The organism is Streptomyces sp. NPDC048496, from assembly GCF_043200055.1.
In the GTDB taxonomy this organism is placed as follows: domain Bacteria; phylum Actinomycetota; class Actinomycetes; order Streptomycetales; family Streptomycetaceae; genus Streptomyces.
This window is the reverse complement of sequence record NZ_JBICXB010000011.1, coordinates 26950-50595: the sequence shown is the minus strand read 5'-3', so window position 1 is coordinate 50595 and position 23646 is coordinate 26950. Positions and strand designations below refer to the sequence as shown.

General features: G+C 68.7%; 27 protein-coding genes and 2 pseudogenes. 11 read left to right on the top strand and 18 right to left on the bottom strand.

The window, feature by feature from the left end:
* Positions 1 to 43: 43 nt before the first annotated feature.
* Positions 44 to 145 (top strand): annotated as a pseudogene (locus ACGFSA_RS14070) (transposase); the annotation flags it as partial.
* A gap of 21 nt (positions 146 to 166) precedes the next feature.
* Complete coding sequence (locus ACGFSA_RS14065) at positions 167 to 604, top strand: cytidine deaminase (protein ID WP_393303850.1); 438 nt, start codon at positions 167 to 169, stop codon at positions 602 to 604.
* 193 nt (positions 605 to 797) lie between these two features.
* Here the strand turns inward: ACGFSA_RS14065 and ACGFSA_RS14060 are convergent, their stop codons facing one another.
* The 5 genes from ACGFSA_RS14060 to ACGFSA_RS14040 all read right to left on the bottom strand — a co-directional run bounded on the left by ACGFSA_RS14060 (position 798) and on the right by ACGFSA_RS14040 (position 5304).
* Positions 798 to 2147, bottom strand: a complete 1350-nt coding sequence (locus ACGFSA_RS14060; RefSeq protein ID WP_393303848.1) for a dicarboxylate/amino acid:cation symporter — start codon at positions 2145 to 2147, stop codon at positions 798 to 800.
* A 393-nt stretch (positions 2148 to 2540) separates the two neighbouring features.
* Positions 2541 to 2834 carry a DUF4229 domain-containing protein gene (locus ACGFSA_RS14055; RefSeq protein ID WP_393303846.1) on the bottom strand — a complete coding sequence of 98 codons (294 nt, stop codon included), beginning with the start codon at positions 2832 to 2834 and terminating at the stop codon, positions 2541 to 2543.
* 101 nt (positions 2835 to 2935) lie between these two features.
* Positions 2936 to 3460, bottom strand: coding sequence for a GNAT family N-acetyltransferase (locus tag ACGFSA_RS14050; protein WP_393303844.1), 525 nt, complete (start codon positions 3458 to 3460; stop codon positions 2936 to 2938).
* Between the two features lie 121 nt (positions 3461 to 3581).
* On the bottom strand, positions 3582 to 4745 hold the full coding sequence (gene mqnE / locus ACGFSA_RS14045; RefSeq protein WP_393303842.1) for an aminofutalosine synthase MqnE: 1164 nt from the start codon (positions 4743 to 4745) through the stop codon (positions 3582 to 3584).
* 103 nt (positions 4746 to 4848) lie between these two features.
* The gene (locus tag ACGFSA_RS14040; protein ID WP_393303840.1) at positions 4849 to 5304 is read right to left on the bottom strand and encodes an Lrp/AsnC family transcriptional regulator; all 456 of its coding nucleotides are present in this window, start codon (positions 5302 to 5304) and stop codon (positions 4849 to 4851) included.
* Between the two features lie 132 nt (positions 5305 to 5436).
* Between ACGFSA_RS14040 and ACGFSA_RS14035 the strand changes: the two genes are divergently transcribed.
* Positions 5437 to 5571 carry a hypothetical protein gene (locus tag ACGFSA_RS14035; RefSeq protein ID WP_266984549.1) on the top strand — a complete coding sequence of 45 codons (135 nt, stop codon included), beginning with the start codon at positions 5437 to 5439 and terminating at the stop codon, positions 5569 to 5571.
* Between the two features lie 23 nt (positions 5572 to 5594).
* On the opposite strand, the gene ACGFSA_RS14030 is transcribed toward ACGFSA_RS14035, so the two are convergent.
* Positions 5595 to 6266, bottom strand: coding sequence for a UbiX family flavin prenyltransferase (locus tag ACGFSA_RS14030; RefSeq protein ID WP_393304030.1), 672 nt, complete (start codon positions 6264 to 6266; stop codon positions 5595 to 5597).
* Between the two features lie 188 nt (positions 6267 to 6454).
* On the opposite strand from ACGFSA_RS14030, the gene ACGFSA_RS14025 reads away from it, so the two are divergent.
* Entirely contained in the window at positions 6455 to 7009 is a 555-nt protein-coding gene (locus ACGFSA_RS14025) for a rhomboid family intramembrane serine protease (protein ID WP_393304028.1), read from the top strand.
* Here ACGFSA_RS14025 and mqnP read toward each other — a convergent pair.
* Positions 6999 to 7916: a menaquinone biosynthesis prenyltransferase MqnP gene (gene mqnP, locus ACGFSA_RS14020; protein WP_393303837.1), complete on the bottom strand. Its 918-nt coding sequence runs from the start codon at positions 7914 to 7916 to the stop codon at positions 6999 to 7001. The two genes, ACGFSA_RS14025 and mqnP, sit on opposite strands and share 11 nt — an antisense overlap.
* Complete coding sequence (locus ACGFSA_RS14015) at positions 7913 to 9370, bottom strand: menaquinone biosynthesis decarboxylase (protein ID WP_393303835.1); 1458 nt, start codon at positions 9368 to 9370, stop codon at positions 7913 to 7915. The genes mqnP and ACGFSA_RS14015 overlap by 4 nt, the downstream gene beginning before the upstream one ends.
* 89 nt (positions 9371 to 9459) lie before the next feature.
* Here ACGFSA_RS14015 and ACGFSA_RS14010 point away from each other — a divergent pair, with 89 nt between their 5' ends.
* Both ACGFSA_RS14010 and ACGFSA_RS14005 read left to right on the top strand, forming a co-directional pair.
* Entirely contained in the window at positions 9460 to 9864 is a 405-nt protein-coding gene (locus ACGFSA_RS14010) for a PLD nuclease N-terminal domain-containing protein (protein WP_393303833.1), read from the top strand.
* Between the two features lie 141 nt (positions 9865 to 10005).
* A pseudogene (locus ACGFSA_RS14005) lies at positions 10006 to 10221 on the top strand (hypothetical protein); the annotation flags it as partial.
* Here the strand turns inward: ACGFSA_RS14005 and ACGFSA_RS14000 are convergent.
* From ACGFSA_RS14000 to hemL, 8 genes are all read right to left on the bottom strand, one after another.
* A complete protein-coding gene (locus ACGFSA_RS14000; RefSeq protein WP_393303832.1) occupies positions 10188 to 10727 on the bottom strand; it encodes an SRPBCC domain-containing protein in 540 nt (179 codons plus the stop codon). The pseudogene ACGFSA_RS14005 and the gene ACGFSA_RS14000 overlap by 34 nt on opposite strands.
* Before the next feature lie 51 nt (positions 10728 to 10778).
* A complete protein-coding gene (gene ccsB / locus ACGFSA_RS13995) occupies positions 10779 to 11867 on the bottom strand; it encodes a c-type cytochrome biogenesis protein CcsB (RefSeq protein WP_393303830.1) in 1089 nt (362 codons plus the stop codon).
* Positions 11864 to 13609 carry a cytochrome c biogenesis protein ResB gene (locus ACGFSA_RS13990; protein ID WP_393303828.1) on the bottom strand — a complete coding sequence of 582 codons (1746 nt, stop codon included), beginning with the start codon at positions 13607 to 13609 and terminating at the stop codon, positions 11864 to 11866. Before ACGFSA_RS13990 ends, ccsB begins: the two co-directional genes overlap by 4 nt.
* A gap of 6 nt (positions 13610 to 13615) precedes the next feature.
* Entirely contained in the window at positions 13616 to 14338 is a 723-nt protein-coding gene (locus ACGFSA_RS13985; protein ID WP_393304026.1) for a cytochrome c biogenesis CcdA family protein, read from the bottom strand.
* Positions 14339 to 14384: 46 nt separating this feature from the next.
* A complete protein-coding gene (locus tag ACGFSA_RS13980) occupies positions 14385 to 14996 on the bottom strand; it encodes a TlpA family protein disulfide reductase (RefSeq protein ID WP_393303826.1) in 612 nt (203 codons plus the stop codon).
* A gap of 67 nt (positions 14997 to 15063) precedes the next feature.
* On the bottom strand, positions 15064 to 16314 hold the full coding sequence (locus tag ACGFSA_RS13975; protein WP_393303824.1) for a hypothetical protein: 1251 nt from the start codon (positions 16312 to 16314) through the stop codon (positions 15064 to 15066).
* A gap of 209 nt (positions 16315 to 16523) precedes the next feature.
* Positions 16524 to 17228 (bottom strand): histidine phosphatase family protein, encoded by a 705-nt coding sequence (locus tag ACGFSA_RS13970; protein WP_393303822.1) that lies wholly within the window; start codon positions 17226 to 17228, stop codon positions 16524 to 16526.
* Positions 17225 to 18541, bottom strand: a complete 1317-nt coding sequence (gene hemL / locus ACGFSA_RS13965) for a glutamate-1-semialdehyde 2,1-aminomutase (protein WP_393303820.1) — start codon at positions 18539 to 18541, stop codon at positions 17225 to 17227. The genes ACGFSA_RS13970 and hemL overlap by 4 nt, the downstream gene beginning before the upstream one ends.
* A gap of 130 nt (positions 18542 to 18671) precedes the next feature.
* On the opposite strand from hemL, the gene ACGFSA_RS13960 reads away from it, so the two are divergent.
* From ACGFSA_RS13960 to ACGFSA_RS13950, 3 genes are all read left to right on the top strand, one after another.
* Positions 18672 to 19253 carry a hypothetical protein gene (locus ACGFSA_RS13960; protein ID WP_393303818.1) on the top strand — a complete coding sequence of 194 codons (582 nt, stop codon included), beginning with the start codon at positions 18672 to 18674 and terminating at the stop codon, positions 19251 to 19253.
* A 136-nt stretch (positions 19254 to 19389) separates the two neighbouring features.
* Positions 19390 to 20514 (top strand): hypothetical protein, encoded by a 1125-nt coding sequence (locus tag ACGFSA_RS13955; protein ID WP_393303816.1) that lies wholly within the window; start codon positions 19390 to 19392, stop codon positions 20512 to 20514.
* 139 nt (positions 20515 to 20653) lie between these two features.
* Positions 20654 to 21016, top strand: a complete 363-nt coding sequence (locus tag ACGFSA_RS13950) for a hypothetical protein (RefSeq protein WP_393303814.1) — start codon at positions 20654 to 20656, stop codon at positions 21014 to 21016.
* Here ACGFSA_RS13950 and ACGFSA_RS13945 read toward each other — a convergent pair.
* Positions 20949 to 21521, bottom strand: a complete 573-nt coding sequence (locus tag ACGFSA_RS13945) for a TIGR03086 family metal-binding protein (protein WP_393303812.1) — start codon at positions 21519 to 21521, stop codon at positions 20949 to 20951. The two genes, ACGFSA_RS13950 and ACGFSA_RS13945, sit on opposite strands and share 68 nt — an antisense overlap.
* Before the next feature lie 88 nt (positions 21522 to 21609).
* Between ACGFSA_RS13945 and ACGFSA_RS13940 the strand changes: the two genes are divergently transcribed.
* Together ACGFSA_RS13940 and ACGFSA_RS13935 are read left to right on the top strand one after the other, a co-directional pair.
* A complete protein-coding gene (locus tag ACGFSA_RS13940) occupies positions 21610 to 22416 on the top strand; it encodes a DUF6597 domain-containing transcriptional factor (protein ID WP_393303810.1) in 807 nt (268 codons plus the stop codon).
* Between the two features lie 29 nt (positions 22417 to 22445).
* A complete protein-coding gene (locus ACGFSA_RS13935; RefSeq protein WP_393303808.1) occupies positions 22446 to 23042 on the top strand; it encodes a GNAT family N-acetyltransferase in 597 nt (198 codons plus the stop codon).
* On the opposite strand, the gene ACGFSA_RS13930 is transcribed toward ACGFSA_RS13935, so the two are convergent.
* Positions 23011 to 23454: a GNAT family N-acetyltransferase gene (locus ACGFSA_RS13930; protein WP_393303806.1), complete on the bottom strand. Its 444-nt coding sequence runs from the start codon at positions 23452 to 23454 to the stop codon at positions 23011 to 23013. The genes ACGFSA_RS13935 and ACGFSA_RS13930 overlap by 32 nt on opposite strands.
* Positions 23455 to 23646: the final 192 nt, after the last annotated feature.

Genomic DNA, 23646 nt, shown 5'->3' with positions numbered 1-23646 from the left:
CTGTGGCCGTTACGCGGTGACCGACACGCTCACCTGCTGCTCCGCGGAACAAGGCACCATGATCCGCCGCTACATCGTCTGGCGAAACAAGCACACCGCCGATATTCGCTTGCGCGCCATCGCCAATCGGGTCAACGTCGCCTGACATCTTACGAAGGCAGAGACGATGACCACGCAAACCCACCACGTCGACCACGAACTCATTCGGGCCGCGGCCCACGTCGCGCGCACTCGCTGTCGGGGCGACAACCACACCATGGCGGCTGCGGCCCGCGCCCAGGACGGCCGGATCATCACCGCGGTGAACGCTTACCACTTCACGGGAGGCCCCTGTGCTGAGCTGGTCCTCATCGGCGCGGCAGCCGCCCAAGGCGCCTACGAGCTGAACACGATCGTCGCCGTGGGCGACCGTGACCGGGGCGTCGTTCCCCCCTGCGGCCGGTGCCGACAGGTCCTTCTCGACTATTTCCCGGCCGTCAAGGTCATCGTCGGTGCAGACGACCGCCTCCGGACTCTTTCCATCATCGACCTGCTTCCCGAAAGCTACGTCTGGGCCGATCACCAGCTCGACGCTGAGCAAACCGAGCCACTCAGCCCAAGCTGACACCGCCCGACGACAACAGGGCGAACGTTGCCTGATGCGGCTAGCAGGCAGGTAGACGCGGTTAATCCGGGGGAGGTTCACCGGCTCCCCACCGCATGGTGAACCGTCTCATCCGGTTGAGTAGCTCCGCCAACGGAACGTGCCCCACACCCAATCAAGGGTGCAGGGCACGTTCCGGACGAACCAGGGGACGTCAGGCGGCGGCAACCACAACCTGCGGCTCGTCCACGGGGGACGACGTCGCCGTGTTGTACCGGTCGAGGTCGAGGATCTTCTCGCGGGCCGAGACGATCACCGGGATCAGCGCCTGGCCGGCCACATTGGTGGCCGTACGCATCATGTCCAGGATCGGGTCGATGGCCATCAGCAGACCCACGCCCTCCAGCGGCAGACCCAGCGTCGACAGCGTGAGGGTCAGCATGACCGTCGCACCGGTGAGACCGGCGGTGGCCGCCGAGCCGATCACCGAGACGAACGCGATCAGGATGTAGTCACCGACACCCAGCTGCACGTCGAAGATCTGGGCGATGAAGATCGCCGCCAGCGCCGGGTAGATCGCGGCGCAGCCGTCCATCTTCGTGGTCGCCCCGAACGGGACGCTGAAGCTCGCGTACTCCTTCGGGACGCCGAGACGCTCGGTGACCTTCTGGGTGACCGGCATCGTGCCGACCGAGGAGCGGGAGACGAAGGCCAGCTGGATCGCGGGCCAGGCGCCCTTGTAGAACTGGACCGGGTTGACCTTGGCGACGGTGGCGAGCAGCAGCGGGTACACACCGAACAGCACCAGGGCGCAGCCGATGTAGACGTCGGCGGTGAACGTCGCGTACTTGCCGATCAGGTCCCAGCCGTAGTCGGCGATCGCATAGCCGATGAGGCCGATGGTGCCGATGGGGGCCAGCCGGATGACCCACCACAGGGCCTTCTGGAGGAGCTCCAGGATCGACTCGCTGAGAGTGAGGATCGGCTGGGCCTTCTCGCCGAGCTGGAGCGCGGCGATACCGGCGACGGCGGCCATGAAGACGATCTGCAGGACGTTCAGCTCGGTGAACGGGGTGATCACGTTCTCCGGGATGATGCCGGTGAGGAAGTCGAGCCAGGAGCCGGCGTGCTCCGGCAGCTTGCCGTCCTTCGGCGTGAGGCCGGTTCCGGAGCCCGGGTTGGTGATCAGGCCGATCGCGAGGCCGATGGCGACCGCGATCAGCGAGGTGATCATGAACCAGAGCAGTGTGCGGGTGGCCAGCCGGGCGGCGTTGTTGACCTTGCGCAGGTTGGTGATCGACACCAGGATCGCGAAGAAGACGAGGGGTGCGACGGCCAGCTTCAGCAGCTGGACGAAGATGTGGCCGACCTTGTCGAGCGTGGTGTAGAGCCAGCTGATGTCCTGGCTACGGGCGAGCCACCCGAGCAGCACGCCGAGGACGAGACCGGCGACGATCTGGGCCCAGAACGGGACCTTGGGTATACGGAAACCGGAGCCGGACGGCTTGCCGGCGGTGGCGGACGCGGGATTCGCGGACACGGACACACTCCTGATGTGACGCATCGGGGCGCACAAAAACGAGACGGGGGGACGGGGGTGCGGCGCCCGCGTCAGGGGCGGCGCCGCTGCATGGTGCCGGTTCGACGTTGCGGCTAACAGACCGCGGACATACAGCGGCAGAGGTCGACATGCAGGCGCGCCACGAGCGGAATGCTCGCCGAACGGCGGGGGCGCACAGCTGTCTTCATGCCGAACACGTTAACACTTGAACTTTGAGATCCTCAAAGGTCTTCTTTGGGGAAACCATGACCTGCCCGGACCCGGCAAACGACGGAACCCCAGTACGCGAGCGGGAAGCTCGGTACTGGGGTTCCGAAGAAGATCTCTGCGGGTGTGAGGAAGCTTACGTGTCCCTTGCCCGACCCCCACGCGGCCCTCACGGGCTCCACGCGCCCGCTACGCGACGTCGTCCTCCTGGCCCTGGTTCGCCACCAGTCGCGCCTTGGCACGGTCGATCCTGGGGGCGATCTGCGCGGACATCTCGTCGCGCTGCTTGCGCAGCAGGACGTAGCTGAGGGGCGCGGAGAGAACCAGGGCCAGCAAGATGACCCACATGACGTTGGATCCGCCGAGTCCGGAGGGCAGCAGACCGTACGTGACAGCCACGGCGACGACGGCGAGGCAGCCGACGAAGATGCTGAGGCGCATCAGGGTGTACCGGATCGTTGCGCTCGGCTTGGCAGCGGACACGGCTGGCCTTCTCTCTACGTACGACAATCCTGCCCGACCAGTGAAGCATGCCCCGATATCGAATGCTTCGGCGGGCAGGTTCAGCCCGATGACCCCTGCGGTCAGCCCAGCGGGAGCAGCATGATGATGTCGTCGCGGTCGTCCCCGTCGGCGACCCGGATCGCGCCCGGCACCCGCCCGACCTCCTTGTATCCGCACGCCATGTAGAAGCTGTCGGCGCCGGTGCCGCCCCGACAGGTCAGCCGGATCGCCTCGATGCCCTGGAACCCGCGGGCCGCTTCCGCCACGGCGGACATCAGGCCGCGGCCGTAGCCCTTGCCCTGGTGTCGGGGGTGGACCATCACTGTGTAGATCCAGAGCCAGTGGGTCATCAGCCGGTGCGTGTTGTGGGTGAGGAAGGCGGTGGCGGCGACGGCGCCCTCCTCGTCGTACCCGACCAGCAGCCGGGTGTGCCCCTCCGCCATCGAGACGAGGTGCTTGACCAGTTCGGGCCGGATCTCCTCGGTGGTGACGGGCGGTATGAAGCCGACGGCTCCGCCCGCGTTGGAGACATCGGCCCAGAGCGCGATGATGCCGTCCCGCAGCGTGCCGTCAAACGTGGGGTCGAGCTCGAAAGTAAGTGCCATAGGGGCAGATTAACCATTACCGAATGAGCGGCTCAAGAACCGTCCGGTACGCGAGAAAGCCCCGGCCGGGGACGGAGGCCGGGGCTTTCGTACGCAGCGGTACGCAGGGGCGTGCCGGACGTCAGACGCGCATCGGCTGCGGCGCCTCGCGACGGTCCGCGTCCGGCCCCGGGTACTCGCGGATGATCTCGTACCGGGTGTTGCGCTCGACGGGGCGGAAGCCCGCGTCCCGGATCAGGTCCAGCAGGTCGTCACGGCCGAGCTTGTTCGGCGTGCCGTAGTTGTCCGCGTCGTGCGTGATCTTGTACTCGACGACCGAGCCGTCCATGTCGTCCGCGCCGTGCTGCAGCGCGAGCTGGGCGGTCTGCACGCCGTGCATCACCCAGAAGACCTTGACGTGCGGGACGTTGTCGAAGAGCAGACGCGAGACCGCGAAGGTCTTCAGCGCCTCGGCGCCGGTCGCCATCGTCGTCCGCGCCTGGAGCTTGTTGCGGACCTTGCCGTCCTTCATGTCCACGAAGTCGTGCTGGTAGCGGAGCGGGATGAAGACCTGGAAGCCACCGGTCTCGTCCTGCAGCTCGCGCAGTCGCAGCACATGGTCGACGCGGTGACGCGGCTCCTCGATGTGCCCGTACAGCATCGTCGCCGGGGTCTTCAGACCCTTCTCGTGCGCGAGGCGGTGGATGCGCGACCAGTCTTCCCAGTGGGTGTTGTGGTCCACGATGTGCTGGCGGACCTCCCAGTCGAAGATCTCCGCGCCGCCACCGGTCAGCGACTCCAGACCGGCCTCGATCAGCTCGTCGAGGATCTCGGATGCGGAGAGCCCGGAGATGGTCTCGAAGTGGTGGATCTCGGTGGCGGTGAACGCCTTGAGGGAGACCTGCGGCAGGGCTTCCTTCAGCGCGCTGAGGGAACGCGGGTAGTAGCGCCACGGGAGGGTGGGGTGCAGCCCGTTGACGATGTGCAGCTCGGTGAGGTTCTCGCCCTCCATCGCCTTCGCGAGGCGGACGGCCTCCTCGATGCGCATCGTGTACGCGTCCTTCTCGCCCGGCTTGCGCTGGAACGAGCAGTACGCGCACGAGGCGGTGCACACGTTCGTCATGTTGAGGTGCCGGTTGACGTTGAAGTGCACGACGTCGCCGTTCTTGCGCGTGCGCACCTCGTGGGCGAGGCCACCGAGCCAGGCCAAGTCGTCCGACTCGTAGAGGGCGATGCCGTCCTCGCGGCTCAGCCGCTCCCCCGCACGGACCTTCTCCTCCAGCTCGCGCTTGAGCCCAACGTCCATGCGGCTGCCTCCCAGATGTTTCTGACGTGCTGTGCGTTCCACCGGATTCCGCCGTGACACCGGCAGAAACCCCCGGTCCCCCGGGGGCTCCACCACGTTACGCCTACGACTCCTCGGGGAGTTCCCCGACCCGGTTCTCCCACTTGGTGGAGAGCACGATCGTCGTACGGGTCCGGGAGACGCCCTTCGTGCCGCTGAGCCGGCGGATGGTCTTCTCCAGGCCGTCGACGTCACCGACCCGCACCTTGAGCATGAACGAGTCCTCGCCCGCGATGAACCAGCAGTCCTCGATCTCGGCGAGGTCCTTGAGCCGGCGCGCGACGTCCTCGTGGTCGGCGGCGTCGGAGAGCGAGATGCCGATCAGAGCCGTGACCCCGAGCCCGAGCGAGGCGGCGTCGACAGTGGCGCGGTAACCGGTGATGACACCGGCGGTTTCCAGCCGGTTGATGCGGTCGGTGACGCTGGGCCCGGAGAGCCCGACGAGCCGTCCCAGCTCGGCGTACGAGGCCCTGCCGTTCTCCCTCAGAGCCTGGATGAGCTGCCTGTCCACCGCGTCCATATGACTGAAACCTTCCATTGTTCAGCAGTACCGCGAGTCTACGTGTAGAATCTAAGGCATACAGAGCTCACGCCCTGTAAATCTTTCAGATATTCCAAGAAGTGCTTTCGAATCCTCAGGAGTGAAAACACCGTGTACACGATCGAGATGGCCTACGCCCGGATGCGCGAGCTGCAGGACCTGGCCAACCGCTCGCGTGCCCACCAGCCCGCCGCCGCGCACCGGATCGACAAGACCCGCACCCCGCGCGCCCCGAAGAAGCGCTGAGTCCCGCCGGGGCGAACCCGGCCTCAGTCACGGGAGCCACCGAGCTTCCCCTCCCACCGGCGGTACAGCTGGTGCGGCACCCCTGCCGCGTCCAGCACCCGCCCCGCGACGAAGTCCACCAGATCCTGGATGTGCGTCGCGCCCGCATAGAACGCCGGAGAGGCGGGCAGCACCACGGCGCCCGCCTCGTCCAGGGCCACCAGATGCTTCAGCGTCGATGCGTTCAGCGGAGTCTCGCGCACCGCGACGACCAGCTTCCGCCGCTCCTTGAGCGTCACGCTCGCGGCCCGCTGCAGCAGATCCTTCGAGAGCCCGAGCGCCACTCCGGCCACACAGGCCGTCGAGGCGGGAACGATCAGCATCCCCTTCGCCGGGTACGACCCCGAGGATGGCCCGGCCGCGAGATCACCGGCCGCCCAGTGCCGTACGCCGTCGAGTTCCGCATCGCCCACCTCGAAGGTGTCCGGCTTCCCGTCCGCGCCGCGTGCCAGCCAGCTCCGCAGGTCCTCCTGCCAGCGTGCGTCGCGGAAGGCGATCCCGGTCTCGTCCAGCAGCGTCAGCCGCGAGGCCCGACTCACCACCAGGTCGACGCTCTCGCCCGCGGCCAGCAGACCACGCAGCACGGCGGCGGCGAATGGTGTACCTGAAGCGCCCGAAACCCCGACAATCCAAGGCTGCCGCTGCTGCTGACTCACTGAAGTCCCGGATTCCACACCCCCGAGCCTATCCGGCGCAGGAGTTGCGGAACCCAGCGAGGGGCTCCGCGCGTTCCGACAGATGAAGGACAGGCCGTCGACGGCCATGGACAGGCCAAGGACAGGGGGCGGCCGTGACCGGTACCCGTACAGGCACCTCCGCGCGGGCGACGACGGCCGGCGCGGTGATGCTGGGCTGGATCGCACTGCTGTGGGCGCTCGAAGGCATCGACACGGCGACCGGCCAGGCACTCGACACCTATGGCATCACCCCGCGCGAGCCGGCCGAACTCCTCGACATCGTGCCCGCCGCGTTCCTGCACAGCGGGTGGGAGCATGTCGCCTCCAACACGGTCCCGCTGCTGATCCTCGGCTTCATCGCCGCCCTCGGCGGGATACGCCGGTTCGCCGCCGTCGTCCTCACCGTCATCGTCGTCAGCGGCTTCGGCGTCTGGCTGACCGCGCCGCCGCACACCGTCACGCTCGGCGCGTCCGGCGTCGTCTTCGGCCTCTTCGGTTATCTGCTGGTCCGCGGCTTCGTCGACCGGCGGCCGCTCGATGTCGTGGTGGGCGTCGTGATCGCCGCGGTCTACGGCTCACTGCTGTGGGGAGTCCTGCCGACCGACTCCGGGATCAGCTGGCAGGGGCATCTGTTCGGGCTGATCGGAGGAGTGGGCGCGGCGTTCGCGTTCCGCCGCCCGCGCCCTACGACCCGCCCCGTACCCCCCGCCTTCAGGGTGTGAGGCCGCGCACCAGCAGGTCCAGCAGAGCACATGCGAACAGCGCGATCCCGATGAATCCGTTGACGGAGAAGAACGCCCGGTTCAGCCGGGACAGATCGTGCGGCCGCACCACGCGGTGCTCGTACACGAACGCCACGGCGACGATCACCATCCCGATCCAGTAGAACAGCTCCGCACCCGTCGCCAGGCCGAACCAGACCAGCAGCCCGGTCGTCACCGCATGGCAGACCCGCGCCCCCCACAGCGCAGCCGGGATCCCGAAGCGGGCCGGGACCGAGAACACACCGTGCGCGCGGTCCGCCTGGACGTCCTGGCAGGCGAAGATCAGGTCGAAGCCGCCGATCCAGACGCCGACCGCGAGACCGAGTATCACCGCGTCCCACGACCAGCTGCCGGTGACCGCCAGCCAGGCACCGATGGGCCCTATGGCCTGCGCGATGCCGAGGATGGCGTGCGGGAAGTGGGTGAACCGCTTCCCGTACGGATAGACGACCATCGGCACGACGGCGATCGGCGCGAGCGCCAGACACAGCGGGTTCAGCAGCGCGGCGGCGCCGAGGAAGACGACGACCGCGACGAGCGCGCCCGTCCACGCCGACTTCACGGAGACGGCACCGGTGACCAGCTCACGGCCGGCGGTACGCGGATTACGGGCGTCGATCTCGCGGTCGATGATCCGGTTCGCGGCCATGGCGAACGTGCGCAGCCCGACCATCGCGAGGGTGACGAGCAGCAGGCGCACCCAGTGGATGTTCTCGTCGAGGTGGAACATCGCGGTCAGCGAGGCGATGTAGGCGAAGGGCAGCGCGAAGACCGAGTGCTCGATCATCACGAGCCGCAAGAACGCCTTGACCCTGCCGGTCGGTTGCGCGGGCCCGGGGCCCAGCGTCGCTTCGGCCGCACTCACAGCCCGTACTCCTTCCACCGGCGGTCGACCTTCGCCGCCGTCTCCGGGTCGGACTCGACCATGTCCGGCCAGCCCCCGTCCCGGTTGTAGCCCTCCTCGGGCCACTTCTTCGTCGCGTCGATGCCCGCCTTGCCGCCCCAGAACTGCTGGTAGGAGGCGTGGTCGAGATGATCGACCGGGCCTTCGGTGACGGTGAGGTCCCGGGCGTAGTCGGTGTTGCCGAGCGCCCGCCAGGCGACCTCGTGCAGATCGTGGACGTCGCAGTCGGAGTCCACGACGACGATCAGTTTGGTCAGCGACATCATGTGCGCGCCCCAGATGGCACTCATCACCTTCTGGGCGTGCTTCGGGTACTTCTTGTCGATCGAGACGATCGCACAGTTGTGGAAGCCGCCCGCCTCCGGCAGGTGGTAGTCCACGATGTCCGGCACGATGATCTTGAGCAGGGGCAGGAAGAACCGCTCGGTGGCCCGCCCCAGCGGCCCGTCCTCGGTCGGCGGCCGGCCCACCACGATCGACTGGAGCAGCGGACGCTTCCGCATGGTCACGCAGTCGATGGTCAGCGCGGGGAACGGCTCCTGCGGCGTGTAGAACCCGGTGTGGTCGCCGAACGGCCCCTCGGGAAGCATCTTCCCGGGCTCCAGCCACCCTTCGATGACGACCTCCGCCTGCGCCGGGACCTGCAGCGGCACGGTCTTGCAGTCGACCATCTCGATCCGCTTGCCCTGGATGAACCCGGCGAACAGGTACTCGTCGATGTCCCCGGGCAGCGGGGCGGTGGACGCGTACGTCACCGCGGGCGGCGCCCCGAACGCGATCGCGACGGGCAGCCGCTCCCCGCGCTTGGCGGCGACCTGGTAGTGGTTGCGGCTGTCCTTGTGGATCTGCCAGTGCATCCCGATGGTGCGTCGGTCGTGGCGCTGGAGCCGGTAGAGCCCCAGGTTCCGCACGCCGGTCTCCGGGTGCTTGGTGTGGGTGAGCCCCAGGTTGAAGAAGGAGCCGCCGTCCTCGGGCCAGGTGAAGAGTGCGGGCAGCCGGTCCAGGTCCACGTCGTCGCCGGTGAGGACGACCTCCTGCACGGGGGCGCTGTCCGACTTCACCTTCTTCGGCGGCACGTGCACCATCGAGCCGAGCTTGCCGAACGCCTCGCGCACTCCGACGAAGCCGTGCGGCAGCTCCGGCTTCAGCAGGCCGCCGATCCTGTCGCTGATATCGGCGTACGACTTCAGCCCGAGCGCCTTCAGCAGCCGCCGGTCGGTCCCGAAGACATTCATGGCCAGGGGCATCGACGAGCCCTTGACGTTCTCGAAGAGCAGCGCGGGCCCGCCCGCCTTGTTCACCCGGTCGACGATCTCGCCGACCTCCAGGTAGGGGTCGACCTCGGCCTTGATGCGCTTGAGCTCGCCCTCGCGCTCCAGCGCCCGGAGGAGGGAACGAAGATCGTCGTAAGCCATGCGGACCAGTATCGGCCACGGGCTACCCTGGCCCCGTCACCGGGGCGGGACAGCGCCCCGCCATCTCTCCGCGGGGGGACCCTTCCACCATGTTCCGGGCCTTGATCTATCTCCTGCCTTTTGCACTGACGATCTACGCGTTCATCGACTGTCTGAACACCCCGGAGGACGAGGCCAAGCACCTGCCGAAGATCGCCTGGGTCTTCATCATCCTGCTCTTCTGGGTCGTCGGCCCGATCGTGTGGCTGGCCGTCGGCAAGCTGCGTCAGGCGCCCGCCGGAGGCCGTACGCCCTCCGAATGGCACCGCAGCCACCGCTACGAGTGGGTGGCGCCGGACGACAATCCGGATTTCCTGAAGACGCTGAAGGAAGAGAACAAGAAGGACGAGTCGCTCCTCAAGGACTGGGAGGCGGATCTGCGCCGCCGCGAGGAGGAGCTCAAGCGCCGGGAGAGCGGGGCGGGTCCCGAGGGGTCCGCTCCGCCCGCCTCGTAGCGCGCAGGAGCACGGCTACAGCGGCTGCCCCGGCCGTTCGAGCAGGGGCAGCCGTGCTGTCCGCTCCTGCGGGCCGAGCGCTTCGAGGGCCGCGTGCACCACGCGCATCGATCGGCGGTCCGGGGGCGGGCCGCGCCCTCGGTGCAGTGGCCGCGGGTGAAGGCGTCGCTGCGGGTGTCGGGGGCCGGCGGCTGGATCTGTCTGGACAATCACGGCAACCCGTACAACAAGGCGGTGCCGGTGGTGGAGCTGGTCCCCTCCGGGCAGGCGACCGTCTCCCAGCGGTTCGTGGCGATCGCCTGGCCGGAGGCGAAGCCCCCGGCTCAGAACTGCTTGCCGCCGTCCTCCGCACCGTAGCTCTCACGCAGCTCCCGCCATCGGGCCAGGGTCCACCGTGACCAGTCGGCGGGGTGCCCGTCCAGGGCGTCCACCAGGTACTCGAAGTGGTTGTGCCAGCCCGCCAGGCAGTCCAGCCGCAGCGCGTCGTCGCCGTGGAACTCGTTGCTGAAGCGCAGGAGCACGTGTTCGCCGCGCGGCGGCTCCAGGTGGAAGCGGATCCGGCCGTGCACCCCTTCGAGGGTGTACTCGGCGACGCGCTCGACGTCCCAGGCGGTGACGGTGCCGGAGGCGACCGTGGCGTTCCCGTCCGGGTCGGTATTGAGCCATCGCAGTGTGATCGCCCCGCCGATGCGTGGCTCGAACGGGTCGGCGGCGGCGAGCCAGCCCCGCAGCCCCTCGGAACTGGCAACGGCTGCCCACACCCGTGGGACGGGGTGGGGCAGCCGGAGCACGAACCGCAGGAGGTGGTGGTCACCGTGGGTCTCGGCGATACCACGTTCGATCACGGGGAGTGCGTCGGTCATGGTTCCAGCGTGGCCCGGTGGGGCGCGTTCCGCACCCGTACGCGGGAACGGTCAGACGCCGGCGTAGGAGTGCTTGCCGGTGACGAAGATGTTCACGCCGTAGTAGTTGAAGAGCCAGCAGCCGAACGCGATCAGCGCCAGGTAGGCGGCCTTGCGGCCCTTCCAGCCTGCGGTGGCGCGGGCGTGCAGGTAGCAGGCGTACGCGACCCAGGTGATGAAGGACCAGACCTCCTTGGGGTCCCAGCCCCAGTAGCGGCCCCAGGCGTCGCCCGCCCAGATCGCGCCCGCGATGATCGTGAACGTCCAGAGCGGGAAGACGGCGGCGTTGATGCGGTACGAGAACTTGTCGAGGGTCGCCGCGGCGGGCAGCCGGGACAGCACGGACTGGGCGAAGGAGCCGGGCTCGGTGCCGTTCGCCAGCTTGCTCTCGTAGCTGTCGCGGAACAGGTAGAGCAGCGTGGCGACCGCGCCGATGTAGAAGACGGCGCCGCAGATGATGGCGGTGGAGACGTGGATCCACAGCCAGTACGAGTGCAGTGCGGGCACCAGCTGGTCGCTGGAGGTGTACAGCACGGTGGTCGCGATGCCGAGGTCCAGCAGGACGGTGGTGACCAGCAGCAGGCCCATCCAGCGGACGTTCTTCTTCAGCGCCATCAGGATCAGGTACGCGGCGACGGCCACCGTGGAGAAGGTGATCGAGAACTCGTACATGTTGCCCCAGGGGGCACGCTGCACGGACATCGCGCGGGCGATGACACCACTGGCCTGGACGAGGAAGGCCACGACGGTCAGGGAGACCGCGATCCGCCCGTACAGGTCACCCTTGAACGTGCCCCCGGCGGCACCGGGGCCGTCCGGGACGTCCCGCGAGCCGGCGGCGGACCTCGTGATGATCTTCGGCCGGTCCAGTACGGCGGTGGCGCCGCCCTTCTGCGCGACCTGGACCTGGATCTTTGCCGAGGAGGCGGCGGCCCCGTCCCCGGTCAGCGCGGCAGCGGTGCGGCCGACCTTGCTGCGGCTGCCGAACACCCACTCCGCGATGTGCGCGAAGAAGGCCAGGGTGTAGACGGCCATCGACGAATAGATCAGCACATTGCTGGTGTGTGCCAGATTCTCGTTGGTTGCGGCGGCGAGATTCACTTCTCAGCCCCTTCGGCAGGTTCTTCGGAAAGTGCTTCGGCAGATGCGTCGTCGGGCGCGGTGGGCGCCATGTCATGGAGGGTGACCGCGAGATCGGCCAGCTCCTCGGGAAGCTTCGCGGACTCGCTGCGGCCCAGCCCCGCCATCTCCACGACGGTGACGCCGTCCGCTCCCCGTACGGCCCGGACCCAGACCCGGCGCCGCTGGATGAACAGCGACCCGGCCAGACCGGCGATCGCCCCGATGGCTCCGGTGAGCGCCCAGCCGCTGGCGGGCTGCTGCGAGATCTGGAAGCTGGCCCACTGCTCGACGCCTTCGAAGGTGATCGATCCGGCGCCGTCGGGCAGCTTCATCGTCTCGCCGGGCAGCAGCCGCTGCTTCAGCTTGTCGCCCTTGCTGTCCTCGAACGGCTTCATCTTCGAGGTGTTCAGCTGGTACACGTTCTGCGGCAGTCCGGAGTCGACACCGAGGCTGCCGTGGTACCCGTTGAGGGCCAGTACCGGGAAGTCCGCGGCCGGGAACTGGGAGAACATCGTCCCCTTGCCGTTGCCCGCGAACGTCGGCACGAAGAACGCCTGGAAGCCCAGCTGGTCCCTCTTGCCGGTCCCGTCCTTGTAGCCGTCCATCACCTTGATCGCACCGGTCGAGGTGACATTCGAGTCGATCGGCAGCAGCGGCACGGCGGCCTTGTAGACCTCCTTGCCCCTGCCGTCCTTGACGGAGACGACCGGGGCGTAGCCGTGCCCGATCAGATAGACCTTGGAGCCGTCGACCACCAGCGGCTCGTTGACCTTGATGACCGCCTTCTTCGGCTTGCCGTACGCACCCTCGGAGTACGTGACGTGGGCCTCGTACTTGCGGGGCGTGCCGATCTGCGGGCCGTTGCGCTCGTACGTGCCGACGAACTTGTCGAGGGTGAAGCTGAACGGGGCGAGCGAGTCGGTGTCGTACAGCGAACCGGACTTGAAGTCGTCGTACTGCGTCAGCGTGTTGGAGAAGCCGTCGCCCTGGACGATCAGCTTGCCGCCCTCGGACTTGAAGAGCTGCCCGGTGGCGAAGGCCACCAGCATGACGATCAGCGCGATATGGAACATCAGGTTCCCGGCCTCGCGCAGATAGCCCTTCTCCGCGGCGACCGCATCGCCGTCCACGTGCGCCCTGAAGCGCCGCTTGCGCATCATCGCGAGCGCGGCCTCGCGGACCTGCTCGGGTTCGGCGTCGGTGCGCCACGTCGTGTAGGCAGGCAGCCGGGTCAGCCGCTTGGGGGCGCCCGGCGGCCGGCTGCGCAGCTGGCCGATGAACTGGCCGGTGCGCGGCACGATGCAGCCGATGAGGGAGATGAACAGCAGGATGTAGATCGCGGAGAACCACACCGAGCTGTAGACGTCGAAGAACTGGAGCTTCTCGTAGATCGGCGTGACGGTGGTGTGGGCTTCCTTGAAGGTCTGCACCTTCAGCTCGTCCACGCTGTTCTGCGGGATCAGCGAGCCGGGGATGGCCCCGAGCGAGAGCAGGAAGAGCAGGATCAGCGCGACCCGCATCGAGGTGAGCTGGCGCCAGAACCAGCGCACCCAGCCGATGACGCCCATGGCGGGCAGCGTGGCCAGGGCCTCCTCGCGCGGGGCGGTGGACAGCTGCGAGCCGGCCGCGCCGAGCTCGGCCGCGTTCTCCCGCTCCTGCCGGCTCTCACGCTCGCGCTCGTTCGCGCGCTCTTCGGCCGCGTTGGTCTTGGTGTCGCTCATTGGAACTCAGATCCCCACCGTGAAGCCGTCGGACCAGCCCTGCAATTCCTGCATCATGCTGCCCCACACACCGGTCAGCAGAAGCAGCCCGGTCGCGATCATCATGACGCCGCCGATCCGCATGACCCATGCGTAGTGGCGCTTGATCCAGCCGAACGCGCCGAGCGCCTTGCGGAAGGCGACCGCGGCGAGCACGAAGGGCACACCGAGCCCGAGGCAGTAGGCGATGGTCAGTATCGCCCCGCGTCCGGCGGTGCCCTGGTCCATCGCGAGGATGCTCACCGAGCTGAGCGTCGGACCGAGGCACGGGGTCCAGCCGATCCCGAAGAGGGCACCCAGCAGCGGTGCGCCCGCCAGCCCGGTCACCGGCCTCTTGTGGATACGGAATTCGCGCTGCGTCATCCACGGCATCAGGCCCATGAAGAAGATCCCCATCAGGATCATCAGCACACCGAGGACCTTGGAGAGCGTGGTGCTGTGAGCCTGGAGCGTCTGGCCGAAGAAGCCGAAGAGCGCGCCGCCGGAGACGAACACGGCGGTGAAGCCGAGCACGAAGAGCGAGGCTCCGGCGACCATGCGTCCCCGCCTGGCCTGCGCCAGATCGGTGCCGCTGACGCCGGTGACGTACGAGAGATAGCCGGGCACGAGAGGCAGGACGCACGGCGAGAAGAACGAGACGAGCCCGCCGAGTACGGCGATGGGCAGGGCGGCGATCAGCGCCCCGTTCATCACGGTCTCGTTCTGCCCCGTAAGCGCGGCAAGGGTGAGCACGGAATCACTTCTCCGCGATCAGCGGGTCGATCATCTTGTGGAGCTTGACGTCGTCGAGGGCGACGAGGGTGCGGGCCGCGATCTTCCCGTCCCGGTCGATGACCACGGTCGACGGAATGGCCTGCGGGTTCAGCGTGCCCTTGGGGAAGCGCAGGATGAGCTTCCCGATCGGGTCGAAGAAGCTCGGGTAGGTGATGCTGTTGTCCTTCTCGAAGTTCACCGCCGGGCCCTTCTCGGCGTCCCGGGTGTTGATCCCGATGAACTGGACGCCCTGGCTCGCGGTCTCCTTCGACACCTTCGCGAAGTGCTTGGCCTCCAGCCGGCAGGGGCCGCACCACGAGCCCCATACGTTCAGCACGACGACCTTGCCCTTGTAGTCGGCGACGTCGAGGGGCTTGCCGTCCAGCGTCGTTCCGTCGAGCTTCGGCGCCTCCTTGCGGTCCGCCTTGGCCACGGTGGAGATTCCGCCACTACCGGTGACGAAGTGCGAATTGCCGCCACCGCCGGCCTTGTTGCCGTCACCGCCGCAGGCGGTCAGGGTCAACGCCATCGCGGCGGCCGCTGCGGGGGCGGCGAGCAGGGTGAAGCGGCGTCGGGGTGCGCGGCCAGAGCTCATGTGAAAAGTTTCGCATGGCTGTTTCGGGGATCTTGCTCACCCCCCTAGGTGCCCGTAAAGCCCGTTGTCAGGCCCGTTTAAAGAAGGCGTTCCAGCCACCGTCGGGCGACTGGCCGACCTCCAGTGTGCGGAGCTTCGCGAGCACGGCCGGATCCTGGACGTCGAGCCAGTCGACGAACTGCCGGAAGGAGACGAGCCGCACATCCGGCTTCCCCGCGATCCTTTTGAGGGTCTCTTCGACCGCATCCATATAGATGCCGCCGTTCCACTCCTCGAAGTGGTTGCCGATGTAGAAGGGTGCGCGATTCGACCCGTACGCACGGTTGAAAGCGGCGAGGTACGACTGAGTGGCCTGGGTGCGCCATTCCGGATAGCGCGACGGCATTCCCCGGGTGGTGTTCCGTGACTGGTTCGCGAGGATGTTGTAGTCCATCGACAGCACTTCGAAGGTGTGCCCGGGGAACGGCATGCCCTGCAGTGGAAGATCCCATACGCCCTGGCGCTTCGTGGGCCAGATCTGGGTGCCGCCGGGCGAGCTCGCGTCGTAGCGCCAGCCCAGTCGGCGCGCGGTGGGCAGCAGATTGTTCTGGCCGAGCAGACAGGGGGTGCGGCCGCCGACGAGTTCCTTGCGGTAGTCGAAGGGCAGCGGGTCGAGATCGGTCCAGCCGGTATTGGTGCGCCATTCGGTGACGAAGGAGACCGCCTGATCGATTTCGTTCTCCCACTGGGCGGACGTCCAGTGGGCGACCGATCCGGAACCGGCGCAGAAGTGCCCGTTGAAGTGCGTGCCGACCTCATGACCGTCGAGCCAGGCGCTCCGTATGTGGCCCAGCGTCTCCTTGATGTGGGCATCGGTGAGATAGCCGATGTCGGAGGCGCCGATGCGGTTGTTCGGCGGCCGATACAGGGATTTCTTCGACTCGGGCAGCAGGTAGATCCCGGAGAGGAAGAAGGTCATCGCCGCGTCGTGCTCCTTGGCGAGTTCGAGAAAACGCGGGAAGAGCCCGGTGCCGACCTCACCCGCCCCGTCCCAGGAAAAGATCACGAACTGCGGCGGGGTCTGGCCGGGTTCCAGCGGGACCGGCGCGGAAGGCTGGTTCGGCTGCTCCCCGGTGTCCGCGGTGGAACCGTCCCCGATCTCGCGGACGTCCTCGATCCCGGCACCTTCCCCCTCGGCCTTGCCGCCCGCCCTCTCCCCGGGGCCGGGTCCCGGCCGGCCCGTTTCGGAAGAGTGCCGGGAACCGCAGCCCGCCATCCCGATGGCAGCCGCGCCCCCCAGTCCGGCTCCGAGCAGACTCCTTCGGCTGATGTCGCGCATGGCGTCCCTATCTGCGGTCGTTCCGACCCAACTGCATACAAACTGGCGAAGGCTTAGACGCGCGCAACAACGCGGGGGTTCCGCCGGCTAACACACAATTCTGTGCGTGACCAGACCCCACTCCTGACGTGACCTTGTTCCTGACCCGAACGCACCACGGGCCCCGGCCGACACATCGGCAGGGGCCCGTGCGGGTCGAGAAGTCCCGGCTACGCGCCGAACGCCTTGGACTTCCCCTTCACCGGCTTCGCACCGGCCAGCAGGTGCGCAGGGACCAGATCGCGGGCCGGCTCGGTGTAGCCGACCGAGACGATCTTGTCGCCCTGGTACGTGAAGCTGGTCAGCGAGGCCAGCGTGCACTGCCGCTTGCGCGGGTCGTGCCAGAGCCGCCGTCGCTCGACGAAGCTCCGGACGATCCAGATCGGCAGCTGGTGGCTGACGCAGACCGCCTCGTGCCCGCGGGCCGCGTCGCGCGCGGCATCGAGGGCGCCCATCATCCGTACGACCTGCTCGATGTACGGCTCGCCCCAGGACGGGCGGAAGGGGTTGGTGAGGTGCTTCCAGTTGTCCGGCTTGCGCAGCGCACCGTCGCCGACCCCGAAGGTCTTGCCCTCGAAGACATTGGCCGCCTCGATCAGCCGCTCGTCGGTGGCCAGGTCGACGCCGTGCGACTTGGCGATCGGCGTCGCCGTCTCCTGGGCGCGCTCCAGCGGGGAGGCGACGACATGGGTGATGTCGCGCTTCTCCAGGTGCTCGGCCACCCGGTCGGCCATCTGCCGGCCGAGCTCGGAGAGGTGGTAGCCGGGACGGCGTCCGTAGAGCACGCCCTCGGGGTTGTGCACCTCCCCGTGCCGCATCAGATGAACGACAGTGATGTCCTGACGCGCACTGTCTGCACGGCTGGTCTCGCTCATGCGGTGGCCTCCGAGGCGGCGCGGGCGGCGGCGGGCAGGGCGGCGGCGATCCGCTCGACGGCCTGCGTGTCGTGGGCGGTGGAGACGAACCAGGACTCGAACGCGGACGGCGGCAGATAGACGCCCTGCGACAGCATCGAGTGGAAGAAGGCGGTGAAGCGGAAAGCTTCCTGCTTCTTCGCGTCCTCGTAGTCACGCACCGGCTGCTCCGTGAAGAACACGGAGAACATGTTGCTCGCCGCGGACACCGTGTGCGCGACGCCCTCCTTGGTGAACGCCTCGCTCACCAGGGACCGGATCTCCGCGGAGACCGCGTCGACCTTCGCGTACGCCGCGTCGTCGAGCAGCCGCAGCTGGGCGAGACCGGCGGCGGTGGCGATCGGGTTTCCGGAGAGGGTGCCCGCCTGGTAGACGGGGCCGACCGGGGCGAGGTGCGCCATCACGTCGGCGCGCCCGCCGAAGGCCGCGGCCGGGAAGCCCCCGCCCATGACCTTGCCGAAGGTCATCAGGTCGGGCCGCACGCCGTCGATGCCGAACCAGCCGGCCTTCGAGGTACGGAATCCGGTCATGACCTCGTCGGAGATGTACAGCGCCCCGCCCTCGGCGCAGAGCTCCTTGAGCCCGGCGTTGAAACCGTCCAGCGGCGGCACCACGCCCATGTTGCCGGGCGAGGCCTCGGTGATCACACAGGCGATCTCACCGGGGTGCGCGGCGAACGCGGCCCGCACGGCCTCCAGGTCGTTGTACGGCAGCACGATCGTGTCGCCGGCCTGTGCGCCGGTGACGCCCGGGGTGTCCGGCAGACCGAAGGTCGCGACCCCGGACCCGGCGGCGGCAAGCAGCGCGTCGACGTGCCCGTGGTAGCAGCCGGCGAACTTCACGACCTTCGCCCGGCCGGTGAATCCGCGGGCCAACCGGATCGCGGACATGGTCGCCTCGGTGCCCGAGGACACCAGCCGCACCTGCTCCACGGGCTCGATCCGGGCCACGATCTCCTCGGCGAGCGCGACCTCGCCCTCACCGGGCGTACCGAACGAGGTGCCGCGGGCGACAGCCTCCTGGACTGCGGCGATGACCTCGGGGTGGGAATGGCCGAGGATCATCGGCCCCCACGAGCACACGAGGTCGACGTACTCACGGCCGTCGGCATCGGTGAGGTACGGACCGGCACCGGACACCATGAAGCGGGGCGTACCGCCCACGGCCCGGAAGGCACGTACGGGAGAGTTCACGCCGCCGGGCGTCACGAGGGACGCGCGGTCGAAAAGCGTCTGCGAAACTGGGGCGTCATAGGGAAAGCTCACACAAGCCATGGTGTCAGAGCCTCCGGCGGTCTTGCGGACAGGTGTTTCACACCACGCCCGCGGGGGAGGTCACTGGCACGATGATCAGGTTGCGCGGCGGGGGCTGTGTCTCCATAAGTAGTAGTCGGATGGATGAGATATGCATCGCGGTGGCGAAGTGGGCGAAGGGACCGGCGACCTGGGGCCCGAGCCTGCCCGCCGAGGCCGGCACCGGCGTGAGGCCGAGCGTCGGCAGGGCATACAGGCCGGCAGTGCGCGGTCCGGAAGCGGGAGTGGTGGCCGGGTGGGGGTGACGTACAAATACTTCGGGGCCCCCGACGGAGCCACGGCCGCACGGGTGCCCATTTCCATGCGCCCCGAGGAACTCGGCGGCGACGAGCTGGGCATGGGCGGCATGTTCACCAAGATCAAACCGGAGACGGTGGCGGCCATGGTCCTCACCGGAATCCAGGGCATACCCCTGCACCGGGTCCCCCCGCTGGAACTGGTCGTCCTGCACCCCGACTACGCCGTGGTCAAACTCCCCATGACGGTCGTCGACCCGCTGCGCGGCGTCGGCGAGGAATCGGTCGGCGCCGCGGCCTTCATCTGGTCCACGGTCCCGGACCGCGGCGGCCCGCGCGACGCGTTCAACGTCTACCAACTGCTGCACGAGTGGCAGGATTTCAGCCATCGTCTGCATGACGCGGGGCATCAGGCGTACTGCCTGGTCTGGCCCTGAGCCGGGGTTCCCGCACGTCCCGACCTGCCCCGAGCCGGCCCCCGACCCCACCCCGTAGCGCGGCTGTCACCCCTGGGTTCTACGGTTCTCCCCTGTTCTGGTGCACGCCGCAGGCTGCACGTTCGGGAGGGGAACCATGATCACCAGCGCCGTTACCGCGCGTCTTGTCGCCACATTCACCGCGCCCCTGGACCGGGAGCGCGACGCCGCGTACGCCCCGTCAGTTCTGCGGTGGCCGGACCGGCGTCTGCTGATACAGCGGGGCGATGTCGAGGCGGTCGCCGTCGGCCTGGACGACGGGTCCGTCCCGCGGACCCGCTTCCCGGCGCCGTGGCCGCGCCGTTTCGGTACGTTCACAGTGGCGCCGGGCGGGGATCTCGCGGTCTTCTCGGGGGTGCATGCGGTGCGCGCCGTCGATCCGGCGGGCGTGGTGCGCTGGGAGGTGCGGCACGGCTGCTGGGAGGGCGGCTGCCGCGTCCTGCACGAGTCGTACGAGGAGTACGCGGACGACAGGGCGCATCTGTACGCGGACAGCGGCTCGGCGGTGTTCTCGGCGGACGGGTCGCTCGTGTGGGCCCATGTCCGCGGCCCCGTCGCCTCGGCCGGGCCGGATCCGGAAGCGCTGGACGAGTGGCTGGTCATCGACGCCGCCGACGGGCGGGTGCTGGGCCGGGCGGACGCGGAGACCGTGGCCGCGGGCTCGGAGCACGTACCGCACCCGGATCCGGCACAGATGGGGCTGAGCGTCGGCGAGGGCCAGGACGGGGCACCGCTGCTGTGGGGGCGGTGGGACGGGGTGGAGCTCTGCGTGGAGCAGTTCGGCGAGCAGGAGCGGATCCTGACGTCGGTGAGCCCCACGGGTGAGTACTTCCTGACCGTGGCCCACGACCTGGACTCGCTCGCCCTGCACCGGGTCGCGGACGGCGAGGTGGTGGCCGAACTGGAGGCGGAGGACGCCGTGCCCCGTCATCCCGACGCGGATCCGGACGACTATGACGCCGACGACGTGATGTGGGACTACGAGTGCGGCTTCCTGGACCGGGAGACCGCGATCACCAGCACGGACCAGGAGGAGGAGTTCGGCCCGGTCCGGCACTGGCTGCTGGAGACGGCGGGAATGCGACCGGCCGGGCAGATCGCGTACCCTTTCCCGGTCTGCGGCACGCCCACGGCGCTCGGCGACGGCACCTGGTACACGGTGTCCAGGGACGGGGATGCCCTGCACGTGTGGACTCCGGACAACCGGAGGGTGTCCGGTTGACGCCCACATCCGGCCATTCATCGGCCGAAGAATGATCTTCAGCCGGCCTGCCGGACATGCCGATGCCCCGTACAGCCCACGTGCTCGTGTACGAGGCATCGACCTCGTGTACGGGGCATCGACATCGAGGAGGCCTGCCATGGGTGACACGCTGCTGGCCCTGTCCATCCCCCTGCTGGTCTTCGCCGCCGGGATCTACGCAGGCTGCGAGAGCTGGTGGCGGCGCCGGCACCCGGAGCCGCCGTCGCCGTACACCCATCAGGCGGCCCGCCTCGCCGAGCGCGAGATGACCGAGGCGGCGAGGGAGATCGTCGACGAGGCGTACGCGACGCTCGGTGCGCTCTACGGCGCGGCGGGAGCACCGGAACCGGCCGCGCAGAGGCCGACGCCGGCGGAAACCATCGGCGCCGCAAGCGCCCCGGGCGTCCCCGGGGTCATGCCCGGGGCGGCTGCCAGCCCGGGTCGCGGCCCGTCGTACCCAGAATCCGCTCAAAGGGGCTAGCACTGTCCGGTACGGGGAAGGGTTCGCCGTACACCTTCGCCTTCCGCGCGTTCGGCGCCATGTCGGCGACGCCGGGCCCCAGTTCGCGCACCACGGCCTCGTCCGGAACGAATTCCTGCCCGGTGGCGCGCGCCAGGTCCCATGCGTGCACGGTCAGATCGCCCAGCACCATCTGCGCGACGGTCCTGGCGGGGAACCCCATGGAACCCGCGGTCCCCTCGTCCGCACCCGGCGCGCCCCACGCCGCCACCAGCTTGGCCGTCTCCTCGCCGAAGCGGCTGCGCCAGTCGCCAGTGACCGCGGTCGGCTTCGCGCCGAAGTCCGGCTCCTCCCTGGCCGCCAGGGCCTGGAAGTTGACGACCACCTGGAAGAGGTGGTCGACCAGGGCCCGCACGTCGTACTCCGCGCACGGCGTGGGGTCGCCCAGCTGGCCGTCGTCGATCCCGCGCACGACAGGAATCGCCCGCTCCGCGGCCACGTCCAGCAATTCACTGATCTTCTTCATGCTTCAACCATGCATCCGGCAATCGCCCGCGTCTTGAAGAAACGCGACACGGATGACTCGAACCTTTGTGCGGCATAGGATCGCCGCCATGTCAGGTCCTCGACGCGACTACCGGGGCATCGTCGACGCCCGCGAACTCCTCTCGCACGTGCGTTTCCGCCGCCGCGAGCCGGCCCCCGGGCTGCGGACGCAGGTGGCGAGCTACTGGCTGATCGACTGGGACCTGCCGGAGCCTTACATCTCGCACGTGGTGCCGCACCCTTCGGTGAACCTGGTCTTCCAGCACTACGAGAGCACCGGCGAGCCCGCCTTCGCGGAGGTCGCGGGCATCGGGCTCCAGCTCTTCAGCAAGAAGCTGGACGGCCGGGGACGGGTCTGCGGGGTGAAGTTCCGGCCGGGCGGCTTCCGGCCGTTCGCACCGGACCACCCTGTGTCGCGGTGGTCGGGCCGACGGCTGATGGCGGACGAGGTCCTCGCCGTACCCGCGCCCGTGGCGGCCGTGCTGGACCCGGCCGAGGAGGACGCACGGGTCGCGGCGCTGGACGCGTACCTGCTGGCGCTCGCCCCGGAACCCGACCCGCAGGCCGAGCATGTGATGGCGCTGGTCGAACGCGTCCGCACCGACCGCACGATCCGCCGCGTCGACGAACTCGCCCGCAGCGAAGGGCTGTCGGCGCGGTCGCTGCAGCGGCTCTTCGCCACCTATGTGGGCGTCGGCCCCAAGTGGGTCATCCTGCGCTACCGCATCCACGAGGCGCTGGAACGCGCCGAGACCGACCCCGAGGTGGACTGGGCCACGCTCGCGGCGGAACTCGGTTACAGCGACCAGGCGCACCTGGTCAGGGACTTCACGACGACGCTCGGAGTGCCGCCGACGGCACTCACCGGGCGCTGATTGTCAGTGCCGCGTCCTACTGTTGCCGCATGGAGCACACTCCCCCGTCATCGGCGCCTCCCGTACGGATCGAGCCCTGGTCGGACGGCGACCTGGAGCTCCTGCGCCGGGTCAACGCGCCGGAACTGATGGATCATCTGGGCGGTCCCGAGTCGGAGGAGCAGCTCATGGTGCGCCACGGCCGCTATGTGGAGCTGAGCGCGGACCGGACGGGCCGGGGCAGGATGTTCCGGATCACCCTGGCCGACGGAAGCGGGGGCGAGGCCGTGGGGACGATCGGTTTCTGGGAGCGCACCTGGCGGGGCCATGAGGTGTACGAGACGGGGTGGGCCGTCCTCGCCGGCCACCAGGGGCGGGGCATCGCCACGGCCGCGACCAGGGCCGTCGTCGAGCAGGCGCGGGCCGAGCGCAAGCACCGCCATCTGCACGCCTACCCGTCCGTCGACAACGGCGCGTCGAACGCGGTGTGCCGCAGGACGGGCTTCATCCTGATCGGCGAGTGCGACTTCGAGTACCCGCCCGGCCATACGCTGCTGACGAACGACTGGCGACTGGACCTCACTCTGGAGCCCGGTTCCGGGCCCGGCCCCGGGATCAGTCCGAATTCCGGGCCAGAGGCTTGTTGAAGCTGAACGCGACGATGTCCAGCCGCTCCCGCAGGTAGAAGCGGTGGGCATCGGTGCGATGCGTGCCCGAGTCCAGACTCAGGTCCAGGCAGCCGGCCTCCCGGGCACGCTGCTCCAGATACCCCAGGAGCCGGTGGCCGACACCGGTGGACCGGGCGTGCTCGGCGGTGACCAGATCGTCGACGTACAGCTTGCGGATCTGGCTGGTGTTGTCGACGATCCGCCATCCGGCCGCACCCACGCATGCGCCGTCGCCGTCGTGGACGGCGGTGAAGCGGAGCCCCTGCGAGTACCCCTTGTCGTACACCTCGCGGAAGAGGTCCTCCGTCAGATGCGGACGCAGTTCGCGCAGCACGGGAAGAAGGTCCGTGGTCAGTCGGGGGTCGCCGGGTTCGAGGTCGGTGATCTTCATGCGGGAACTTTAGTGCCCCTCCCGGCAAGCTTTGCCCCGTCGCGCCGCCCAGCACGCCCGCTTGCCGCGTTGCCGAAATGTCCTAGTAGCTCCGCTACGAGGACATCCCGCCGCCTTGGAATCGCACGCACCAGGCCGCGGCCGCTATCCGATCGAAGGTCACCCGACAGGCTCTGAGCCGGACCACCCGCC